This is a genomic window from Pseudomonas sp. GD03944 (genome assembly GCF_029839275.1).
Taxonomy (GTDB): Bacteria; Pseudomonadota; Gammaproteobacteria; order Pseudomonadales; family Pseudomonadaceae; genus Aquipseudomonas.
Window position 1 is genome coordinate 22,004 of record NZ_JAOCAH010000007.1, and the last position, 18,850, is coordinate 40,853.

Annotated in this window: 20 protein-coding genes; 11 read left to right on the forward strand and 9 right to left on the reverse strand. The window is 66.2% G+C overall.

Features of this window, described 5'->3' with window-relative positions; genetic code table 11:
* Positions 1-141: 141 nt before the first annotated feature.
* Complete coding sequence (locus tag N5C28_RS12535) at positions 142-957, reverse strand: ion transporter (protein ID WP_279822684.1); 816 nt, start codon at positions 955-957, stop codon at positions 142-144.
* 208 nt (positions 958-1,165) lie between these two features.
* On the opposite strand from N5C28_RS12535, the gene N5C28_RS12540 reads away from it, so the two are divergent.
* Together N5C28_RS12540 and N5C28_RS12545 are read left to right on the forward strand one after the other, a co-directional pair.
* Positions 1,166-1,669, forward strand: a complete 504-nt coding sequence (locus N5C28_RS12540) for a GNAT family N-acetyltransferase (protein ID WP_279822685.1) — start codon at positions 1,166-1,168, stop codon at positions 1,667-1,669.
* A gap of 128 nt (positions 1,670-1,797) precedes the next feature.
* Positions 1,798-2,268 carry a DUF3617 domain-containing protein gene (locus tag N5C28_RS12545; protein WP_279822686.1) on the forward strand — a complete coding sequence of 157 codons (471 nt, stop codon included), beginning with the start codon at positions 1,798-1,800 and terminating at the stop codon, positions 2,266-2,268.
* A gap of 3 nt (positions 2,269-2,271) precedes the next feature.
* On the opposite strand, the gene cls is transcribed toward N5C28_RS12545, so the two are convergent.
* Positions 2,272-3,711, reverse strand: coding sequence for a cardiolipin synthase (gene cls, locus N5C28_RS12550; RefSeq protein WP_279822687.1), 1,440 nt, complete (start codon positions 3,709-3,711; stop codon positions 2,272-2,274).
* A gap of 70 nt (positions 3,712-3,781) precedes the next feature.
* Complete coding sequence (gene folE2 / locus N5C28_RS12555; RefSeq protein WP_279822689.1) at positions 3,782-4,663, reverse strand: GTP cyclohydrolase FolE2; 882 nt, start codon at positions 4,661-4,663, stop codon at positions 3,782-3,784.
* A 77-nt stretch (positions 4,664-4,740) separates the two neighbouring features.
* On the opposite strand from folE2, the gene dksA reads away from it, so the two are divergent.
* The 3 genes from dksA to N5C28_RS12570 are packed head-to-tail and all read left to right on the forward strand — an operon-like array spanning position 4,741 to position 7,062.
* On the forward strand, positions 4,741-5,178 hold the full coding sequence (gene dksA / locus N5C28_RS12560; RefSeq protein WP_279822690.1) for an RNA polymerase-binding protein DksA: 438 nt from the start codon (positions 4,741-4,743) through the stop codon (positions 5,176-5,178).
* A gap of 19 nt (positions 5,179-5,197) precedes the next feature.
* Positions 5,198-6,403, forward strand: a complete 1,206-nt coding sequence (gene zigA, locus N5C28_RS12565; RefSeq protein ID WP_279822691.1) for a zinc metallochaperone GTPase ZigA — start codon at positions 5,198-5,200, stop codon at positions 6,401-6,403.
* Entirely contained in the window at positions 6,403-7,062 is a 660-nt protein-coding gene (locus N5C28_RS12570; RefSeq protein WP_279822692.1) for a DUF1826 domain-containing protein, read from the forward strand. The genes zigA and N5C28_RS12570 overlap by 1 nt, the downstream gene beginning before the upstream one ends.
* Positions 7,063-7,206: 144 nt before the next feature.
* On the opposite strand, the gene N5C28_RS12575 is transcribed toward N5C28_RS12570, so the two are convergent.
* Positions 7,207-7,560, reverse strand: coding sequence for an NADH:ubiquinone oxidoreductase (locus N5C28_RS12575; protein ID WP_279822694.1), 354 nt, complete (start codon positions 7,558-7,560; stop codon positions 7,207-7,209).
* A gap of 119 nt (positions 7,561-7,679) precedes the next feature.
* Between N5C28_RS12575 and N5C28_RS12580 the strand changes: the two genes are divergently transcribed.
* The 3 genes from N5C28_RS12580 to N5C28_RS12590 all read left to right on the forward strand — a co-directional run bounded on the left by N5C28_RS12580 (position 7,680) and on the right by N5C28_RS12590 (position 10,048).
* Complete coding sequence (locus N5C28_RS12580; RefSeq protein WP_279822695.1) at positions 7,680-8,645, forward strand: CobW-like GTP-binding protein; 966 nt, start codon at positions 7,680-7,682, stop codon at positions 8,643-8,645.
* Between the two features lie 146 nt (positions 8,646-8,791).
* On the forward strand, positions 8,792-9,673 hold the full coding sequence (locus N5C28_RS12585; protein WP_279822697.1) for an alpha/beta hydrolase: 882 nt from the start codon (positions 8,792-8,794) through the stop codon (positions 9,671-9,673).
* Between the two features lie 3 nt (positions 9,674-9,676).
* Positions 9,677-10,048: a hypothetical protein gene (locus tag N5C28_RS12590; protein ID WP_279822698.1), complete on the forward strand. Its 372-nt coding sequence runs from the start codon at positions 9,677-9,679 to the stop codon at positions 10,046-10,048.
* On the opposite strand, the gene N5C28_RS12595 is transcribed toward N5C28_RS12590, so the two are convergent.
* From N5C28_RS12595 to N5C28_RS12605, 3 genes are all read right to left on the reverse strand, one after another.
* A complete protein-coding gene (locus N5C28_RS12595) occupies positions 10,030-10,425 on the reverse strand; it encodes a DUF3301 domain-containing protein (RefSeq protein ID WP_279822700.1) in 396 nt (131 codons plus the stop codon). The two genes, N5C28_RS12590 and N5C28_RS12595, sit on opposite strands and share 19 nt — an antisense overlap.
* 70 nt (positions 10,426-10,495) lie before the next feature.
* A complete protein-coding gene (gene ybaL, locus N5C28_RS12600) occupies positions 10,496-12,181 on the reverse strand; it encodes a YbaL family putative K(+) efflux transporter (protein WP_279822701.1) in 1,686 nt (561 codons plus the stop codon).
* 192 nt (positions 12,182-12,373) lie between these two features.
* Positions 12,374-12,853: an acyl-CoA thioesterase gene (locus N5C28_RS12605; protein ID WP_279822703.1), complete on the reverse strand. Its 480-nt coding sequence runs from the start codon at positions 12,851-12,853 to the stop codon at positions 12,374-12,376.
* Between the two features lie 119 nt (positions 12,854-12,972).
* On the opposite strand from N5C28_RS12605, the gene N5C28_RS12610 reads away from it, so the two are divergent.
* Both N5C28_RS12610 and N5C28_RS12615 read left to right on the forward strand, forming a co-directional pair.
* Entirely contained in the window at positions 12,973-13,689 is a 717-nt protein-coding gene (locus N5C28_RS12610) for a tetratricopeptide repeat protein (protein WP_279822704.1), read from the forward strand.
* A gap of 5 nt (positions 13,690-13,694) precedes the next feature.
* Entirely contained in the window at positions 13,695-14,936 is a 1,242-nt protein-coding gene (locus N5C28_RS12615; protein ID WP_279822705.1) for a hypothetical protein, read from the forward strand.
* 87 nt (positions 14,937-15,023) lie between these two features.
* Here the strand turns inward: N5C28_RS12615 and N5C28_RS12620 are convergent, their stop codons facing one another.
* Positions 15,024-16,391 carry a glutamine synthetase family protein gene (locus N5C28_RS12620; protein ID WP_279822708.1) on the reverse strand — a complete coding sequence of 456 codons (1,368 nt, stop codon included), beginning with the start codon at positions 16,389-16,391 and terminating at the stop codon, positions 15,024-15,026.
* A 101-nt stretch (positions 16,392-16,492) separates the two neighbouring features.
* On the reverse strand, positions 16,493-17,884 hold the full coding sequence (locus N5C28_RS12625) for an aspartate aminotransferase family protein (protein WP_279822709.1): 1,392 nt from the start codon (positions 17,882-17,884) through the stop codon (positions 16,493-16,495).
* A gap of 239 nt (positions 17,885-18,123) precedes the next feature.
* Here N5C28_RS12625 and N5C28_RS12630 point away from each other — a divergent pair, with 239 nt between their 5' ends.
* The gene (locus tag N5C28_RS12630) at positions 18,124-18,777 is read left to right on the forward strand and encodes a GntR family transcriptional regulator (protein ID WP_279822711.1); all 654 of its coding nucleotides are present in this window, start codon (positions 18,124-18,126) and stop codon (positions 18,775-18,777) included.
* Positions 18,778-18,850 lie beyond the last annotated feature (73 nt).

Sequence of the window (18,850 nt, forward strand, 5' to 3'; positions counted from 1 at the left end):
AGGAAAACCCCCATTCGGCCTGGCCGGTGGGGGTTTTGTTCGTCTGGGGGCTGGGGTTTGTGGGAGGGGCTTCAGCCGCGATATCGCGATGAAACGCTCGCGGCTAAAGCCCCTCCTACCCCTGATCGTGTGAACAGATGGCTACGCCTGGCGGCGCAATTCCCCCAGCTCCGCGCGCAGGGCCTTGAGTTCGTCGAGGATCATCTGCTCGCGCTGCGCCTGGGCGATGGCTTCGGCGCTGGGTCCCTGGGCGTCCTGCATGGCGTTGACCACCACGGCGATGAACAGGTTGAGCATCATGAACGTGGCGATCAGCACGTAGGGGATGAAGAACACCCAGGCCAGCGGATAGACCTCCATGATCGGCCGCACCGTGCCGCTCGACCAGCTGTCCAGGGTCATCATCTGGAACAGCGAGTAAAGGCTGGCGGTCAGCGTGCCGAACCACTCGGGAAAGCGCTCGCCGAACAGCTGGGTGGCCATCACCGCCGAGACGTAGAAGATCAGCGCCATCAGCATGACGATGCTGCCCATGCCCGGCAGCGAAGAGAGCAGCGCCTGCACCACCTTGCGCATGCTCGGGTTGATCGACACCAGGCGCAGCACCCGCAACACGCGCAACGCCCGCAGTACGCTGAACGGCCCGCTGGCCGGCACCAGGGCGATGCCCACCACCAGGCAGTCGAATACCGCCCACGGATCGCGCAACAGGCCGATGCCGCGAGCGGTGAAGCGCAGCGCCAGTTCGATCACGAACACCGCGAGGATGAACATATCCACAGGCAACAGCAGCCAGCCCCATTCCTCCACGATCTCGGACGAGGTGAGCAGGCCGAGGATGGCCGCGTTGATCAGGATCAGCACGGTGATCACGCGCTGGACGAAGCGACCCTCCATGACCTGGGCCAGTTGCTGGCGCCAGGCACTCGGGGGCTGAGGTGAAGCGATGTCGTTCATGAGAGGTGTTGGACGGTTGCCATGGGGGGAGTGAGGGTAAATAAGCGCTGTGACGGAAGAAAGCGCGCCGGCGAACGGCTTTTTCGCCAAATGTGTAGAAGCCGGCCTGGCGAAGCCGTGTGGCGGGTTGCCGAATGGCCGTTGGATCTTTAGCCTGCGCTCTTTGCCACGGGCCGGACGGCCCCAGAATAGAGCGGCGGACCAGGGCATGAGCGAGCACGGCGGCACCATCACCTTTTACCTGGAGATGCACGATCCGGCGCAGCTGCGCGGCAAGCCGCTGCCGGACGCGCTGCAGGTCGTCGAGTGCCGGATCAAGCAGTTCCCGCTCAACCGCTTCCTCTACCAACTGGTGGGCGGCCCCTGGGGCTGGACCGACAAACTGAGCTGGTCCGACGCGCAATGGCGCGAGCTGATCGAACGGGACGATCACCGTACCTGGGTGGCCTATCACCAGGGCGCCATCGCCGGCTATTACGAGCTGCAGCGTGACGCCGAAGGCTCGGTGGAAATCCTCTATTTCGGTCTGGTCGAGGCCTTCTTCGGTCAGGGGTTCGGCGGGCCATTGCTGACCCACGCCATCGAGTCGGCCTGGGCCTGGGCCGGCACCAGGCGGATATGGGTGCACACCTGCACCCTGGACCACCCCAGCGCCCTGGCGAACTACCAGGCCCGCGGTTTCCAGGTCTATCACCAGGAACGCGAGGACTAGCGCGGCTGCAACCTTGGCGCGGACTCTGCGGTCTACGGTTCTGGAAACCCAAGCAGAGGAAAGCGACCATGCGAGCCAGCCTGTGGATAACCCTTTTGATGAGCGCGGGCCTGATGCCTGTGGCGGCGATGGCCCAACCCATCCTGCCCGGGCTGTGGGAAATGCGCTCGACCAACATGCAGATGGACGGCCAGACGCTGCCGGACATGGATGTGATGCTGGAGAAGTTCAGGAACCTGCCCCCCGAACAGCGCGCGATGATGGAACAGATGATGGCCAAGCAGGGCGTGCAGCTCGGTGGCCAGGGCGTGCAGGCGTGCCTGAGCAAGGAGCAGATCGAGGCCCGCAACATCCCGCTGCAGGACCCTCAATCCGGCTGCACCCAGCAGATCACCGAGCAGAGCGACACGGTCTGGACCTTCCGCTTCACCTGCCCGCAGGCCCAGGGGCAGGGCGAGACCCGCTTTCTCAGCGACAAGGCGTTCGTCACCCAGGTCAGCGGCACCTTCGTCTCGGCAGCGGGTGAGCAGCGCGGCAGCATGGAATCCCATGCCAAATGGATCGGCGCCGATTGCGGCGGTTTGCAGCCTCGGCAATAAGCGCTAGAGGATCGGCGAGATCAGCCGGGCGACCCGCATCCCCAGTTGCTGCAGGCGCCGCACGTTGCGCCGGTCGGCGCCCACCAGCTCCCGGGAATGGCTGAAATCGGTTTCCAGCATCTGCTCGACCTCGGCGGCGAAGGCGCTGTCGATGGTCAGCAGGGTGACCTCGAAATTCAGGCGGAAGGAACGGTTGTCCAGGTTGGCGCTGCCGATGGCGCAGGCGGCTTGGTCGATCAGCATCACCTTCTGGTGCAGGAACCCCGGCAGGTAGCGGAAGATCCGCACCCCGGCCCGTAGCGCTTCCAGGGCGTACAGGCTGGAGGCCGCGTACACCACCCGGTGATCCGGACGCGACGGCAGCAGGATGCGCACGTCCACCCCACGCATCACCGCCAGGCGTAGCGCGCTGAACAGCGCCTCATCCGGGACGAAGTACGGGCTGGTGATCCACACCCGGTCGTTGGCGCTGTGGATCGCTTCGATGAACAGCAGCGAACAGGTCTCCTGCGGGTCGGCCGGGCCGCTGGAGATCACCTGGCACAGCGCGCCGTCCTCGGGATAACGCTCGGGCAGCACCATCGGCGGCAGCGTGTGGGTGGCCCAGAACCAGTCCTCGGCAAAGGACTCCTGCAGGCTGGCGACCACCGGTCCGCGCACCTCCACATGGGTGTCGCGCCAGGGCGCCAGTGGCGGCTTCAGGCCCAGGTACTCGTCGCCGACGTTGTGCCCGCCGAGGAAGCCCCGTTCGCCATCCACCACCACGATCTTGCGGTGGTTGCGGAAATTCAGCTGGAAGCGATTGAGCACGCCGGCCCGTGTCGGGAAGGCATGCACCTGCACACCGCCAGCGCGCAGGGAGTCGATGTACTGGCGCGGCAGGCTGTGGCTGCCGACGCCGTCGTACAGGCAGTGCACCTGCACCCCTGCCGCCGCGCGTTCCAGCAGCAGGGCGTGCAGGCGCCGGCCCAGGGCGTCGTCATGGATGATGAAGAACTGCAGCAGGATGATCTGCCGCGCCTGGGACAGTGCCTCGAAGATCGCCGAAAAGGTGGCTTCGCCATCGATCAGCAGGCGCACCTGGTTGTTCGCCAGGCATGGCATGCGGCCCAGGCGAGGCAGGGCGCGGAAGCGCTGGTAGATTTCCGAGGCGTTGGCCGCCTGGGCGACCTCGACCCAGGGGCGCCAGTCCAGGTCCGCCACGGCGCGGCGCATCTGTTCGTCGGCTTCGCGCCGCGCCTCGATGTAGGCGTCGTAGCGGCTGCGGCCGAACACCAGGTACGGCAGCAGCGTCAGGTAAGGCATGAAGAACAGCGACAGCGCCCAGGCGATCGCGCCCTGGGCGGTGCGCACGGTGAAGACCGCATGGATGGCGGCGATGACGCCGAGCACATGAATCGTCGCGATCAGGTAGGCGAACAGGTTGGAAATGCCGAACTCCATGGGGCGCCCGTTTGCGTGGGTCTGGCCTCCAGCATAGTCCAGACCCGCCCCGGGTCGACACGTCGGTCGATCAATGCCAGCGGTGCTGGCTGCAGGCCACGGCGTCGTGGGCGTGCAGGCTTTCCGCGTGCACCACCCGCAGGTGGAAGGCCTCCAGCCAGGGCAGTTGCAGCAGAGCGCGGTGCAGGCGTCGGGCGGCGTCCTCGCAGAACATCAAGTTCTGCCCGTTGGCCAGGGCAAAGGCCTGCTCGTCCGCCCGTTTCACGGCCGTCTGCACGGCGGTGCCCAGGGCCTGCTCGGCGGCATCGACCAATGGCTGTATCAGGAACTCCCCGGTGTGCGGGGCCAGGCGTACCTGCAGGGTGGCCGTGCTGCGCTGGCTGTGGGGTGTGGCGACGATGCCCTGGGTCGAACCCAGCCAACTGTGTACGGCCTGGTAATCCAGTGACTGGCCTTCGAAGGTTTCGCTGAAACGCTGCTGGATCAACTGCCGGGCCAGGGCGGCGGAGCAAGGGCAGGTCGATGAATAGGTCACGTTCACCTGCCATTCCAGGTGAAAACCCGAGGCGTCGAGGCGTGCACGAATCTCGAACGGGTAGGCCTTCCAGCCGGCGAGCGGGCTGACCAGCGCCGGACGGCTGAGCAGCAGCTCGCCGCGCAGGGCGATGAACGCCCGGTTGGACAGCGCCAGGTGGCTGTCGAGAAAGCGCTCCAGTACCTGCTGCAACAGCTGCGGCGTCAGCGGCTGCGTCTCCAGCGTCGCCAATGCGAGGTACAGCCGCGACATGTGAATGCCACGGGCGTCGGGGTCGTCGAGGCTGACGCCGGCGTCCGCCCGGGCGCTGATGCGTTGGTCACCCAGGTGGAGGGGCAGGGCGATGGCCTGCATGCCGACCCAGTCCAGGGCGTGGTCATGGGGCGTGGACTGGGCAGCGATGTCGGGCAGGGTCATGAGAATTCCTGAGGGGTGGTTTACGGCAGTTAATGTTATGTTATAACAATTGCGTTGCCGTGCCAGTGAATTCAGCCATGCCCTCGTCCAGCCCTTCCACGTCGTTCCACCTCACCGAAGCCGAGCTGCTCGCGCAGCCCGCCGATGCCTACATGGATACCGCCCAGCAGGCGTTTTTCCGCGAGCTGTTGCTGCGCCAGCGCAGCGAATTGCAGCTGCGCATCGATGGCGAAGTCGGCGAGTTGCGGCAGGTCGAGCGGGCCGCGGATGACGTGGACCTGGCCAGCGGCGAAGAACAGCGCCAGTGGCAACTGCGCCTGCTGGAGCGCGAGAAGAAGCTGCTCGACAAGATCGACCAGGCCCTGCAGCGCCTGGCCCGGGGCGAGTACGGCTGGTGCAGCGAGACCGGTGAACCCATCGGCCTGCCGCGCCTGCTGCTGCGCCCCACGACTGACCTGTGTATCGAGGCGAAAGAGCGCGAAGAACAGCGCGAACGCCACCACCGTAACGCCTGAACCCCTGAGGACTCCCACCATGCCCCATCGTCTCCCCGTGACGGTGCTTTCCGGCTTTCTCGGCGCCGGCAAGAGCACCCTGCTCAACCATGTGCTGAAGAATCGCCAGGGTCGCCGCGTCGCGGTGATCGTCAATGATATGAGCGAAATCAATATCGATGGCAGCGAAGTTCAGCGCGATGTCAGCCTGAACCGTGCCGAAGAGAAGCTCGTGGAAATGAGCAACGGCTGCATCTGCTGCACCCTGCGCGAGGACCTGCTGGAAGAGGTCAGCCGCCTGGCCCGTGAAGGCCGCTTCGATTATTTGCTGATCGAGTCCACCGGTATCGCCGAGCCGCTGCCGGTGGCGGAAACCTTCACCTTCCGCGACGAGCAGGGCCAGAGCCTGGCGGACCTCGCACGGCTCGACACCTTGGTGACCGTGGTCGACGGGGTGAATTTCCTCCGGGACTTCCACGAAGCCGAGAGCCTGGCCAGCCGGGGCGAAACCCTGGGCGAGGATGACGAGCGTTCGATCACTGACCTGCTGATCGAGCAGGTGGAGTTCGCCGACGTGATCCTGATCAGCAAGCTGGACCTGATCAGCCAGGCCGAGCGCGAAGAGCTGACCGCCATCCTGCGCGGCCTGAATACCGTCGCCGAGATTCGCGCCATGAGCATGGGCGACGTGCCCCTGGACGCGATCCTCGACACCGGTCGCTTCGACTTCGAACGCGCCGCCCAGGCGCCGGGCTGGCTGAAGGAGCTGCGCGGTGAGCACATACCGGAAACCGAGGAGTACGGTATCGCCTCCAGCGCCTACCGGGCGCGCCGGCCGTTTCACCCGCAGCGTTTCTTCGACTTCCTCAACCGTGAGTGGAGCAACGGCCGGTTGCTGCGTTCCAAGGGCTTTTTCTGGCTGGCCAGCAAGTACCAGGAGGCCGGGAGCTGGTCGCAGGCCGGTGGCCTGATGCGCCATGGCTTCGCCGGGCGCTGGTGGCGCTTCGTGCCTAAAGGCCAGTGGCCGCAGGATGAAGAAGGCCTGCAGGCGATCATGAAGAACTGGCAGGCGGCGACCGGCGATTGCCGCCAGGAGCTGGTGTTCATCGGCCAGAACATCGATTTCGCGCAGTTGACCGCCGAGCTGGATGCCTGCCTGCTGGACGACCAGGAAATGGCCCAGGGCGTCGAGGCCTGGCGCAGCCTGCCCGACCCGTTCGGCCCCTGGCACGAGGTGGCCGCCTGATGCTGGCGCTGCAGATGCCGGCCCTGGCGCGCCGGGCCGCGCCTCGCCAGGTCATGGGCGAGCAGATCCAGGTGCTCACCGAGGTGCTGCGCGATGACGTCAACCTCGCGGTGTGGCAGCGGCAGTTGCCGGTGCAGGTGGCGGATTTCGCCAGCCAGGTGCTGATCCAGGGCGAGCCGCTGGCCGAATCCATGGTGCTGGAGTTGTCCAGCGCCGACGCCGAGCCCGACCTCGGCGGGCTGGTGGCGAGCTACAGCGACGTGCCCGGGCAGGGCGCGTTCCTCGCGGATGTCGCCTGGCTGGTGCGCGCCTACGCCTGTCTGCTCGACGCCACGCGCATCGGTCTGCGCCTGCGGGCGATGGAAAAGGCCATGTGCCCGCGCTTCCATGTCGACCATGTGCCGCTGCGGCTGATCACCTGCTTTGCCGGGGCGGGCAGCCAGTGGTTGCCGGAGGGGGCGATGGCGCGCGCGCAGTTGGGCGGCGCCGCGGCGGAGCCGGAGCCTGGAGCGTCAATCGAAACGATCGGTACCGGCCATGTGGCGTTGGTCAAAGGCGAGAAGTGGGTGGGCAATGAGGGGCGCGGGTTGATCCACCGTTCGCCGCAACCCGCCGCTGGCGAGCGCCGTTTGCTGCTGACGTTGGACTGGATGGCCTGAGCCTGGAGGGGCAATAAAAAAGGGCCGCGACTGGCGCGGCCCCAAAAGCACCAAGAAGACTGCCGGCGCGAGGGCCGTCAGGCTGGGGGTATGAGGTACCCGACATCATTAGACAGGGCGCAGATGACCGTCGTGTGACGGTGCTCAGCGGGCCATCCACACGCCCTGGTTCTGCTTTTCGCAGAACGCCTTGAGGTAGACGGCGTCGCTGGCGACCCCGTAGTAGTGGATGTCCTGCTGGTACGGCGTGCCGCTGACCTTGGCCCCGCGGCACACGCCGTAGCTGCCGATCGGGCATTGCTCGACGAAGTCCACCGCGACCTTCTGACCCTTCAGTTGCGGCTGGCAGAAGCCGCTGCGGAACAGGTTGGGGGGAATGCTGCGGTTCTGCTGGCAGACTTTGATGTCGAGGCGTTCGGCCTGGCTGTGGACAACGCAGGCTTCGCCCCAGGCCAGACCCGAAGCAAGGCAGAGTGCCAGGACAGTCAAACAGCGCATCGAACACCCCCTAGAGACAATGCCGCGACTCTAGCACGGGCCGTTTCCCGCGTCTGTGCGGGCGTTGGCCGTGCACGTCGGGCTTTCGCAGCGCGCCGTTCGCCCGCACCATAGGCCCCATGTTGAAACAGATTCCCACGCACCTGATCGCCGGCCCCCTGGGCGCTGGCAAGACCAGCCTGATCCGTCACCTGCTGGCGCAACGGCCTGCGCATGAACGCTGGGCGGTGCTGATCAACGAGTTCGGCCTGGTGGGCCTGGATGCCGCGTTGCTCAGCACCGACGATGACGGCATCGCCTTTGCCGAGGTGGCGGGGGGCTGCCTGTGTTGCGTCAACGGCGTGCCGTTCCAGGTGGGCCTGGGCCGGCTGCTGCGCAAGGCCCGGCCGGATCGCCTGCTGATCGAACCCTCCGGCCTGGGGCACCCGCTGCTGTTGCTCGAGCAGTTGAACCAGGCGCCCTGGCAGGGGGTGCTGGCGGTGCAGCCTTCGTTGCTGGTGCTGGACGCTGCGGCCCTGGCGGACGGCGCTGCGGTGCCCGAGAGCCAGCAGCAGGCGCTGGAGCACGCCGGCCTGCTGCTGTTGAACAAGTCCGAGCACCTGGATGACGCCGCCCGGTCCCGCCTGCTGGCGCGTCTGCCGGATCGCCCGCACCTGTGGACAACCCAGGGCGCCCTGCCGCTGGCGCAGCTGCCAGGCATCCGCGCGCAGGCCGAACCGGGGGGCGAGTTGCCGGCGGCGCCCAAGGCCCGCGAGCCCCTGCCTCAGGTCTGGCGTACAGCCGAGGAGCCGATCTGCCAGGTGCAGCAGCAGGTGGAGGGCTGGAGCATCGGCTGGCGCTGGCACCCGAGCCAGCGCTTCGAGCTGATGCAGGTGCAACAGTGGCTGATGGCGCTGCCCTGGCGCCGGGCCAAGCTGGTGCTCCACAGCAACGCGGGCTGGTTGTCGGCCAATGCCCTGGATGGCCAGGCGCTGCACTGGCAGAACAGTGAATGGCGCAAGGACTCGCGGCTGGAACTGATCTTCGAGGCGCCTCAGGACGCTGAGGCCCTGTCGGCAGGGTTTTCCCGCTGTCGACTGGACTGACCAGGCCAGCCACTCGACGGCATAGCCATCAGGGCGATCACCAGGCACACGACCCCGGTGCGCAGCGTGCCGGTTTTCGCGGGAACTGGCGAGTCAGCCGGGATGGCCCGATAATCCGGCCACCTGTCCGTCACGTGGCGTCGCCCATGCACCTGCTTTCCTGGTCCCACCCCTGTTCCGCCGGCTTCACTCTGCGTGGCTGGCATTCCCAGCCGTCCGGCAAGCCCGTACTGCATTTTCTGCACGGCAACGGCTATTGCGGCCGGGTCTACGAGCCGATGCTGGAACGCCTGGCCGAGGATTTCGACCTGTGGCTGTGCGATGCCCAGGGCCACGGCGACAGCGACCATGGCGGTCGTTTCCATGGCTGGAACCGCAGCACGGAACTGGCGCTGGAGGCCTTCGCCGCGGGCCGCGAGCGCTTTGGCGATGCCCGGGTGTTCGCGGTCGGCCACAGCTTTGGTGGGGTGCTGACCAGCCTGATGCTGGCGCAGCAACCGCAGGTCTTCCAGCGCGCGGTGCTGCTCGATCCGGTGCTGTTCTCGCCGGCGATGATCGGGGTAATGGCGTTGTCCGACGTGGTGGGCCTGATTCGTCGCAATACCCTGGCGAGCAAGGCGCACAACCGGCGCAGCGTCTGGACCGACCGCGCCGCCGCCCATGCCGCGCTGCACGGGCGCGGGATGTTCAAGGGCTGGGACGAGGCGGCGTTCGATGCCTACATCGCCCACGCGCTGAAGGACACGGACGCCGGTGCCGAGCTCAAATGCCGGCCGAGCCGCGAGGCCGATATCTTTTCTTCCTTCCCCCGGCGCCTGTGGCCGTCGCTGGCCAAGGTGACCACGCCCACCCAGGTGTTGCACGGCCAGCGCAGCTACCCGTTCGTGGCCAAGTCGGTGGCGCGCTGGTGCGCGAGCAACGGCCATGTGCAGGGCCAGGTGGTGGCCGGCGGGCATTGCTTCATGCAGGAATTCCCGCAGGACGCCGCCGAGCGCGTCGCGGCCTTCCTGCTGCCCGGCGGAATCTGAACCGTGGCGGACCGGGAGCGCCTCTGGCTCGCGGTGTCCGAGTTGTGGCTGGACGTGCCCTGGGAGGACTACCAGCACAATCACCTGGCGCGGCTGCTGATCGACAGCGGCTTGTCGTGCGAAGAGCTGGACGCCCTGTACCTGTTCGAGGTCGCGCCCCGGGTCTGGGGCAATCAGTGGGTCACGGCGGGGGTGTGGGACGGCTTCGACCCGGACTGGCTGCTGGAAGGCTGTCGACATAACCAGCAGCGCCGCCTGCGCGCCTGGTTTCGAGGCCTGTGCCGGCTGTTTCGGCGGCCGATGACCTACGCGGTGGAGGCTGACTGGCAGCGGCTCATGGCACAGGTCGCAGCGGCTCAGTCCCGTGGGGGCTGATGCTCGCGGCGCCAGCGGTCGAGTTCGATGACCTGGGCGTGCGGGTGTTGCTCCGGCGGTTCGCGGAACGGGTGCGGCGCCAGTTCGATACCGCCCAGGTGCGGGCCGAACATGGTGATGGTGCCGACATGGCGCTGTTCGCCGGTGACCGTGAACTCGAAGCCGTAGACGCGTGCCAGGCGCTTGCGCCCGCGCGCATCCGGCAACAGGGCGATGCGGCGCAGCGCCACGTTGCCGTCCAGCAGCTCCACATCGACCTTGGCGCAATGTTGCTTGACCAGCGACAGCGCCCGCTCGCGCAGGCCGTGGGCATGCCACAGCCAGGCGCCGGCGGCAGCCAGCAGCATCAGGATGAACAGGTTGCCGAGGGTCAGCATGAAGATCGAACTCGGGAAGGGGAGCCCCAGCTTACCCGATAAGCCGGGGCTGAAAAACGCGGGCTGAGCCTCAGGCCGTCGCCGCGTTGATGCCCAGGCGCTCGAACATGACCCGGGCGATTTCCCGCTCGCCCATCACCACCAGGTCCGCGTCGTGCTCCTTGAGGTAGTCCACTTCGTCGTCGAAATGGGCACGGGCGATGATGTCCAGGCCGGCATTGGCCTGACGGCCGTGGAGGGCGATCTGGCCGGCTTCCAGGCTGTTGGGGATGGCGATCATCAGCCAGCGGGCCTGGGTGACGTTGGCCAGCTCCAGCACGTGGGTGCTGGCGGCGTTGCCGAGCACCACGCTGAAGCCTTCCTCGCGCAGTTCCTGGGCGCGTGTGCGGTTGTCATCGATGATCACCAGCGGAATGCCTTCGGCGCGCAGGCGCTTGCTGATGCGGCTGCCGACGCGGCCGTGGCCGATGAGGATGGCGTGGCCGACTTCGGTGATCGGGTGCAGGTCGTGGTCTTCGTCCGGCTCTTCGGTGGCCAGGTCGGCCGGGGTGGTGTGCTCGCGACGATCCAGCCAGGGCTGCAGGCGATCGATCAGCAGGAACAGCAGCGGGTTGCACAGGATCGACAGGATCGCACCGGCCAGGACCAGGTCGCGGGCGGCTTCCGGCACCAGGCTCAGGCCGATACCGAGACCGATGAGGATGAAGGAGAACTCGCCGATCTGCGCCAGGCTCACCGAAATGGTCAGCGCGGTGCTCAGCGGCTTGCGGAAGGCCAGGACGATGAGCATCGCCGCCAGGGATTTACCGACGACGATCACCAGGAAGGTGCCGAGCACCAGCAGCGGCTTCTCCAGCAGGATCGCCGGGTTGAACAGCATGCCCACGGAGACGAAGAACAGCACGGCGAACGCATCGCGCAGGGGCAGCGAATCTTCCGCGGCCTTGTGGCTGTATTCCGACTCGTTGAGGATCATGCCGGCGAAGAACGCACCCAGGGCGAACGACACGCCGAACAGCTGCGCCGAGCCGTAGGCGATGCCCATGGCGATGGCCAGCACGGCCAGGGTGAACAGCTCGCGCGAGCCGGTGCCGGCGCTGCGCTCGAGCAGCCAGGGAATGACCCGGCGACCGACCACGACCATGAGCGCGACGAAGGCGGTGACCTTGCCCAGGGTCATCAGCAGCTGCATACCGATGCTGGCGTCGCTGTCGCCCTGCGGGATGCCGCCGAGCACGCCGGACAGCGCCGGCAGCAGGACCAGCGCCAGGACCATCACCAGGTCTTCGACGATCAGCCAGCCCACGGCGATCTTGCCGCGGCGGCTGTCGATCAGCTGGCGTTCTTCAAGCGCGCGCAGCAGCACCACGGTACTGGCCACCGACAGCGCCAGGCCGAATACCAGGCCGGCGCCCCAGGTCCAGTCCATGGTCCAGGCCAGGCCCATGCCGAGCAGGGTGGCGACGGCGATCTGCACGATCGCGCCGGGGATGGCGATGTGTTTCACCGACATCAGGTCTTTGAGGGAGAAATGCAGGCCCACGCCGAACATCAGCAGGATCACGCCGATCTCGGAAATTTCGTGGGACAGCTCTTTGTCGGCAACGAAGCCGGGGGTGAAGGGACCTACGATGACACCTGCGAGGAGATAGCCTACCAGTGGCGACAGGCGCAGGCGGTTGGCCAGGCTGCCGAACAGGTAGGCCAGCACGAAGCCGGCGGCAATGGTCGCGATCAAGGGTGTGTGATGAGGCATGCGATCTCCCGGTGACGAGGGGGCCTGACGTGTCTGCGCTGGAGGGGAGTGCAGCGCAGAGCTGTATGGGCGGAGGGCAGCCGAATTGCTCGGCCTAAAGACCGATATTTTATATAGAAAACTTGCTTATAACTAAATGATATTTATACAGGATGTGTGTGGCATCGCAGAAAAACTGCCAACCCTGCGTCGTTACTCGCTCTTGAGGGCCTGGTAACGGCTTTCCAACTCCTGGCGGATCTCCCGGCGCTGACGCCCCTGATTGAAACGGCGGCGTTCTTCCGCGGTTTCGGGTTGACGCGGCGGCACTTCGGTGGAGCGACCCTGTTCGTCCACCGCGACCATGGTGAAGAAGCAGCTGTTGGTGTGGCGCACGGAGCGTTCGCGGATGTTCTCGGTGACCACCTTGATGCCGACTTCCATGGAGGTGCGGCCGGTGTAGTTGACCGAGGCCAGGAAGGTCACCAGTTCGCCGACATGGATGGGCTCGCGGAAGATCACCTGGTCCACCGACAGGGTCACCACATAACGCCCCGCATAGCGGCTGGCGCAGGCGTAGGCCACTTCATCAAGGTACTTGAGCAGGGTGCCGCCGTGGACGTTGCCAGAGAAGTTGGCCATGTCCGGGGTCATCAGTACGGTCATCGTCAGTTGGGCGGTACCGGCTTCCATGGGTGCTCCGAAGGTGAGGGGGTATGGGCGATGGGGCGTGCATCACGGTGTGGCGCACGATAACAGGTGTTTCATTGCACGCCGGTTAAGATAGCGCTTTCTCCCTGCAAGGATGCCAGATGATTTCCCTCCGCAACGCCGCGCTATCGCTGCTAGTCCCGTTTGCCCTGCCAGCGATGGCGGAGGTCCCGTGCGCCACCCGGGCGCAATGCAACCAGGTCGGGACCGCCGCCTACCAGGCGGGTCGCTTCGACGCCGCCACGCATGCCTTCGCGCGCCAGTTGCGCCGCGTGGAGCCCGATGACACCGGCGGCTACCAGCTGGCCGTGAACAACCTGGCACTGGCCAATCTGCGCGCCGGCCAGCCTGGCATGGCCCGGGCCTGGCTGAGCCTGGCCCTGCAGGACAATCAGGCCGACAAGGCGACCCTGCATAACCTGGCCAAGGTCACCCAGGTGCTGGATTACCAGGCATTGAGCGCGAGCCCGGTGGGACGTTACGTGCGTTACGAAGGCCAGGCGGTGTGGAGCGAGCTGGAAATCCGCCAGGAAGCCGGGGTGTACCGTGCCAGTTTCTGGCCGGTGCGGCTCAGTGCGTCCGTCGAGGAGTACGGCCCGGCCGCTCTCGGCGAGCTGGAGGGCGTCCTGGTGGGTGGCACGGTGCAGATGCGCCTGGAAGAAGCGGGCCTGGGGGCGGATTGCGGGGTTCAGCTGCTGCGCGAGGGGATCGAACTGCGGGTGCTGGAGATCTTCGCCGGGGGCTGCCAGGAGTACGGCGGCATGGGCATCAGCGTGGGCGGCCGCTACATCAAGATCGCCAGCGAGGGGCGCCCATGAAGCGGTTGACCGGCGTCGCCGGGCTGTTGGTGCTGGTGGTTGCAGGCAGCGCCTGGGTGCGTGATGAGCCGCTGAGCGCCGAGGTGCAGCATTGGCAGCAGCAGGTACAGGCTGCGACGGGCGAGAGCCATGCCTATCTGTATCTGAGCGGACTGGATGCGCCGTTCGACCAGCAACCCGAAGCCCTCGGCGCGGCCCGCCTGCAGGATTACGAGCATTGGTTCGCCGGTCGTGGCGTGACCGACGCCGACTACACGGCACCGACGATCGACCGCCTGCCGGTGCCGGAAGGTCCGCTGTTCTGCCAGATCGAGACGCCTGGCTGCTTCGAAAAGCTGTTGGCACAGGCTTCGCAGTTGGCGGATATCAATGTGGCTCAGAGCGCATTGCGCGAGCGCTACATGCATTTTCTCGATCTGGATGATTACCGCACGCTGACCTCGGTGAGCATCGCCGAGCCGGTGCCTCGATTGACCTATATGTACAAGGGTCAGCAACTCTTCGATCTGTTTGTGCTGCAACTGGCCCACGATGGCCAGGGCAATCTGGCGCGGGCTGGATTGCACTGGGAGCTGAGCCAGCTGCGCGAGCAGTTGATTCGAGCGGACAATCTGGTGCTGAAAATGCTCCTGGGCGTGCTGGTCAACCGCAACCTGGAATGGCAGGTACGCCTGTATCGCAACGGGCTGATCCCGCCGCCGGTGATGCCGCCGCCCTTCAGCGAGGAGGAGCGCTCGCTGCTCAAGCCCATGCAGCGCGAGTTCTTCGGTATCGCGCAGATGTATGCGCAGCTGCAGGACAGCGTATCGGGCACGGAATACCTCAACCTGTTGCTGTGGTTTCGCCCGCAGATGACCATCAATGCCAGCCTGGCGCCCTACGCGCAGGCAGCCGCGTTGTCGCGGCTGGAGCCGCAGGCCTTCGCTGCCGCGCTGGACGAGGCCGTCGCTACCCCGCCCGCCGTTGGCGGGCTGCGTAATCGTGCCGGCAATATTCTGTTGGCCGTCGCCGGACCGGATATGCGTCTGTATGCCGGCCGCCTGCAGGACCTGGAGGCCAAGCGGCGCTTGCTGGCGGTGCTGGTGCAGTTGCCACAGGGGGCGTTGGATGAGCAGCGGTTGGCGCGCTTGCCGGAGGCGCGCAATCCCTATTACCCGACACGCAGTGCCAAACATGATGGGCAAGGCCAGCTGTGTTTCGACGGCCCGCAGGAGGCAGCCTTCAACGGGCGCTGCATGCCGCTCTAGCGGCAGGCGTGATCGGTATGATCATTGTGGTGGGCTGAAGCGGATCGCCGCCCGGCCCACCCTACGGGGTGATGGTTGCAGGGGGAATCAGGCCTGGGTCAGGTACCAGCGCCAGTCCTGCTCGCTGACTTCACCCATGAATTGGCGGTACTCGGCCCATTTGATCGCCAGGAATACCTTGAGAAAGTCCTCGCCCAGCGCTTGCCGCGCCCAGGTCGAGTCTTCCAGCGCTCGTAACGCCGTGAGCCAGTCGGTGGGCAGGGTTTCCCGGGCCTGCTCGTAGCCGTTGCCGACGATGGCTTCACCCGGATCAATCTGGTGGTTGATGCCGTGGTGGATGCCGGCGAGGATCGCCGCTGCCGCCAGGTAGGGGTTGGCGTCGGCGCCGCAGATGCGGTGTTCCACATGACGACTGTTGGCCGGGCCACCCGGCACGCGGAACGACACGGTGCGGTTGTTGACGCCCCAGCTCTTGGCCAGCGGCGCGTAGCTGTTGGCCTGGAAGCGACGGAAGGAGTTGGCGTTGGGGCAGAAGATCGCCAGGGCGTCGTTGAGCGTGGCCATCATGCCGCCGATGGCGTGGCGCAGCAGCGGTGTGCCGTATGGATCTTCACTGGCCATCAGGTTGTTGCCGTCGGCATCCGCCAGGCTGACGTGCAGGTGCATACCGCTGCCCGCCTGGTCGCCGAACGGCTTGGCCATGAAGCAGGCCTGCAGGCCGTGCTTGTTGGCCACGCCCTTGACCAGGCGCTTGTAGCGCACGCCTTCGTCCACCGCCTGCAGGGCGTCGAAGCGGTGCTCCAGGGTCAGCTCCAGCTGGCCGGGGGCGTATTCGGAAATCGCCGTGCGTACCGGCAGGCCCTGTGCCTCGCAGGCGGCGTAGAGGTCGTCGAGGAACGGTTGCATCTGTTCCAGCTCATACACGCCATAGACCTGCGGCGCCTGCGGGCGCACGCCGTTCATCTGTACGGCCGGCTGGGGGCGGCCGTTGGCGTCGCGCTGCTTGTCCAGCAGGTAGAACTCCAGCTCCACTGCCATCACCGGGTGGTAGCCGTCAGCCTTCAATGCCTCGATGGTGCGTGCCAGTACGTGGCGCGGGTCACCGGGCGTGGCCGGCAGGCCCTGGGTCGGGTGCATGCTCACTTGCAACTGGCCGGTGGGCACGTTGCGCCAGGGCTGCAGGGTGAGGCTGCCGGGCAGCGGATAGGTCCAGCAATCGGCATCGGCCACTTCCCAGACCAGGCCGCTTTCTTCCACGTCTTCGCCCTGGATGGTCAACGACAGGATCGAGCTGGGCAGTGGCCGGCCGTTCTCGTAGATGGCCAGCAGCTCGTCGCGGTGCAGCAGCTTGCCGCGGGGAATGCCGTTGGCGTCGATCAGCATCAGCTCGATGCTGCGCACCTCGGGGTGGCGGTCGAGAAAGTCGCGGGCTTCCTGGGGATCGGCGAATTGCATGGTGATTCTCACAGTGAGTCGTGTAGGCGCCAGTCATCTGTGGGAGGCGCTTCAGTGGCGACTGTCGCGGCTAAAGCCCCTCCCACGGGCATCTCGATGGGTTACTCGCGGGCGCTGGGAATGGCCAGCAGTTCGCCAATGGCGGCATCCAGGGTGGCGATCAGCGTATCCACATCCGCCGCGGTGGTGCTCGGGCAACACAGCGTCATGTTGTGAAACGGCGTGATCAGGACGCCGCGGTTGATCAGGTACAGGTGCAGTGCCATCTGCAGCTCGTCGTGGAACGCCGCCTCGGCTTCGGCCCCGGTGCGCGGCGGTGTGGCGCAGAACTGGAATTCGCAGCGCGCGCCCAACTCGGTCACCGACCATTTCAGGCCGTACTGGCTGATCAGCTGACGGAAGCCGTCGGCCAGGCGGCTGGCCAGGGGCAGCATATGGTCATAGGCGGCCTGGTTCATCACCTGTTCCAGGTTGGCGCGCATGCAGTGCATGGCCAGGGCGTTGGCCGAAAGAGTGGTACCCATACCGCTGTGGCCGTGGCCATGGCTGCCTTCGCTGGCGCGCTTGCGCGCCTCGGTCATGGCGTCGGCCATCGCCGCGCTGCAGCCAAAGATGCCGCACGGCACGCCACCGGCAATCGGCTTGCCGACCACGAAGAAGTCCGGTTCCAGGCCCCACAGCCGGGTGCAGCCGCCGATGTCGGTGGAGATCGTGTGGGTTTCGTCGATAATCAGCAGGGCGCCGTACTGCCGGGTCAGCTCGCGGCATTTCTGCAGGAAGCCCGGCTCCGGCAGCACCATGCCGATGTTGGTCATCGCCGGCTCGCACAGCAGTGCGCAGACGTCGCCCTGGGCCAGTGCGGCCTCCAGCGCTTCGACATCGTTGAACGGGACGGCGCGGCTGTACTCTGTGAGGTCGTAGGCCTGGCCGATCAGCCCGGAGCGCGGCACGGTGGCGCCGTCGCGGTGGCGCACCATCACGTCGTCCACGGTGCCGTGGTAGCAGCCGTCGAACACCAGCAGGGTCTTGCGCTGGGTGATGGCGCGGGCCCAGCGCAGCACGTAGCGGTTGGAGTCGGTGGCGGTGGCCGTGACCTGCCAGTAGGGCAGGCCGAAGCGCTGGGCCAGCAGCTCGCCGCAGATCACCGCGTCTTCGCCGGGGAGCATGGTGGTCAGGCCGTTGTTGCCTTGCTCGGCGATCGCCCGGGCGATCGGGTCAGGCGAGTGGCCGAACATGGTGCCGGTGTCGCCCAGGCAAAAGTCGCTGTACTCGTGCCCGTCCACGTCGTAGAAGCGGGCGCCCTTGGCGCGCTCGACGAACAGCGGCACCGGGGTCGACCAATCGGCCATCCAGTGCATCGGCACGCCGCCGTACAGGGAATGCCGGGCGCGTTCGGCCAGGGCCACGGACTTCGGGTTGCGGGCCAGGAACCGTTCGCGCTCACGGGCAACGAACCGTTCTACGGCGGCGGGGCTGATACCACTGGCGGTCATCTCGGCATACCTCGTCGATACAGTGACGGCATGATATTTTGTGATCACATTTTAGTAAATGCCGAAAAATTCATGCCATGATTCAATCGATGAAATGGCTGCTCGTGATCACAAAATATTCAGTGTTCTATTCAAAAAGAACAAATGCGTAGACTCATGCACCTTTCTGTCGGAGGTTTTCATGCGTGACTGTAGCCTGACCCTGGCCCAACTGCCGGCACCACCGCTGGAGACGGGCGATGGTCGATAACTTGCAGGAACAGCTGTACCAGAACATCCGCGCCGGCCTGTTGGCCGGGCATTTTCAACCGGGCGAACGCCTGAAGATCCGTGACCTGGCGGCCCAGTGGGGCACCAGTCCGATGCCGGTGCGCGCCGCCTTGCAGCGCCTGGTGGCGGAAGGGGCGCTGGAGGGCGAGCAGCAGCGCTCGGTGCGGGTGCCAGCGATGACTCGCCAGCGTTACGAACACATTTTCCAGGTGCGCATGGGCTTGGAAGGGCTGGCCGTGGAGCTGGCCACACCGCGCCTGGGCGCAGCCGATATCGCCCGTCTGCGTGACTGCGTGCAACGCATGGACGTGGCCATCGAGCAGCGCCGGGTGCAGGATTACCTCGACGCCAACAGCCAGTTCCACCTGCAGCTCTACGCCGCCTGTGGCAACCCGGTGCTGCTGCGTTCCATCGAATCGCTGTGGCTGCAGATCGGGCCGTTCTTCAACCGCCTGTTCACCGGCGCCGACCTGTCGCTGCGGCTCAACGATTTCCACGAAGACGCCTTCGCGGCCATCGAGGCCGGCGACGCCAAGGCCGCGCGGCATGCCATGGAGCAGGACCTGATCTACTTCGCGCGTTTTCTGCTCAACCTGCTGGCCCTGGAGCAGGGCGAGGGCTGAAGCCGCATGAAGACGCCCGTGGGAGGCGCTTCAGCGGCGATGTCCTGAGCCGTAGGGTGGATGAAGCGCCATC

Coding starts and splice junctions, on each gene's coding strand:
- N5C28_RS12605 (WP_279822703.1), bottom strand. CDS start 12,853: ATGGAAGCCGGTACCGCCCAACTGACGATGACCGTACTGATGACCCCG.
- N5C28_RS12585 (WP_279822697.1), top strand. CDS start 8,792: ATGCACCTGCTTTCCTGGTCCCACCCCTGTTCCGCCGGCTTCACTCTG.
- ybaL (WP_279822701.1), bottom strand. CDS start 12,181: ATGCCTCATCACACACCCTTGATCGCGACCATTGCCGCCGGCTTCGTG.
- folE2 (WP_279822689.1), bottom strand. CDS start 4,663: ATGACCCTGCCCGACATCGCTGCCCAGTCCACGCCCCATGACCACGCC.
- zigA (WP_279822691.1), top strand. CDS start 5,198: ATGCCCCATCGTCTCCCCGTGACGGTGCTTTCCGGCTTTCTCGGCGCC.
- N5C28_RS12580 (WP_279822695.1), top strand. CDS start 7,680: ATGTTGAAACAGATTCCCACGCACCTGATCGCCGGCCCCCTGGGCGCT.
- cls (WP_279822687.1), bottom strand. CDS start 3,711: ATGGAGTTCGGCATTTCCAACCTGTTCGCCTACCTGATCGCGACGATT.
- N5C28_RS12610 (WP_279822704.1), top strand. CDS start 12,973: ATGATTTCCCTCCGCAACGCCGCGCTATCGCTGCTAGTCCCGTTTGCC.
- N5C28_RS12630 (WP_279822711.1), top strand. CDS start 18,124: ATGGTCGATAACTTGCAGGAACAGCTGTACCAGAACATCCGCGCCGGC.
- N5C28_RS12540 (WP_279822685.1), top strand. CDS start 1,166: ATGAGCGAGCACGGCGGCACCATCACCTTTTACCTGGAGATGCACGAT.
- dksA (WP_279822690.1), top strand. CDS start 4,741: ATGCCCTCGTCCAGCCCTTCCACGTCGTTCCACCTCACCGAAGCCGAG.
- N5C28_RS12575 (WP_279822694.1), bottom strand. CDS start 7,560: ATGCGCTGTTTGACTGTCCTGGCACTCTGCCTTGCTTCGGGTCTGGCC.
- N5C28_RS12625 (WP_279822709.1), bottom strand. CDS start 17,884: ATGACCGCCAGTGGTATCAGCCCCGCCGCCGTAGAACGGTTCGTTGCC.
- N5C28_RS12620 (WP_279822708.1), bottom strand. CDS start 16,391: ATGCAATTCGCCGATCCCCAGGAAGCCCGCGACTTTCTCGACCGCCAC.
- N5C28_RS12570 (WP_279822692.1), top strand. CDS start 6,403: ATGCTGGCGCTGCAGATGCCGGCCCTGGCGCGCCGGGCCGCGCCTCGC.
- N5C28_RS12595 (WP_279822700.1), bottom strand. CDS start 10,425: ATGCTGACCCTCGGCAACCTGTTCATCCTGATGCTGCTGGCTGCCGCC.
- N5C28_RS12535 (WP_279822684.1), bottom strand. CDS start 957: ATGAACGACATCGCTTCACCTCAGCCCCCGAGTGCCTGGCGCCAGCAA.
- N5C28_RS12545 (WP_279822686.1), top strand. CDS start 1,798: ATGGCCCAACCCATCCTGCCCGGGCTGTGGGAAATGCGCTCGACCAAC.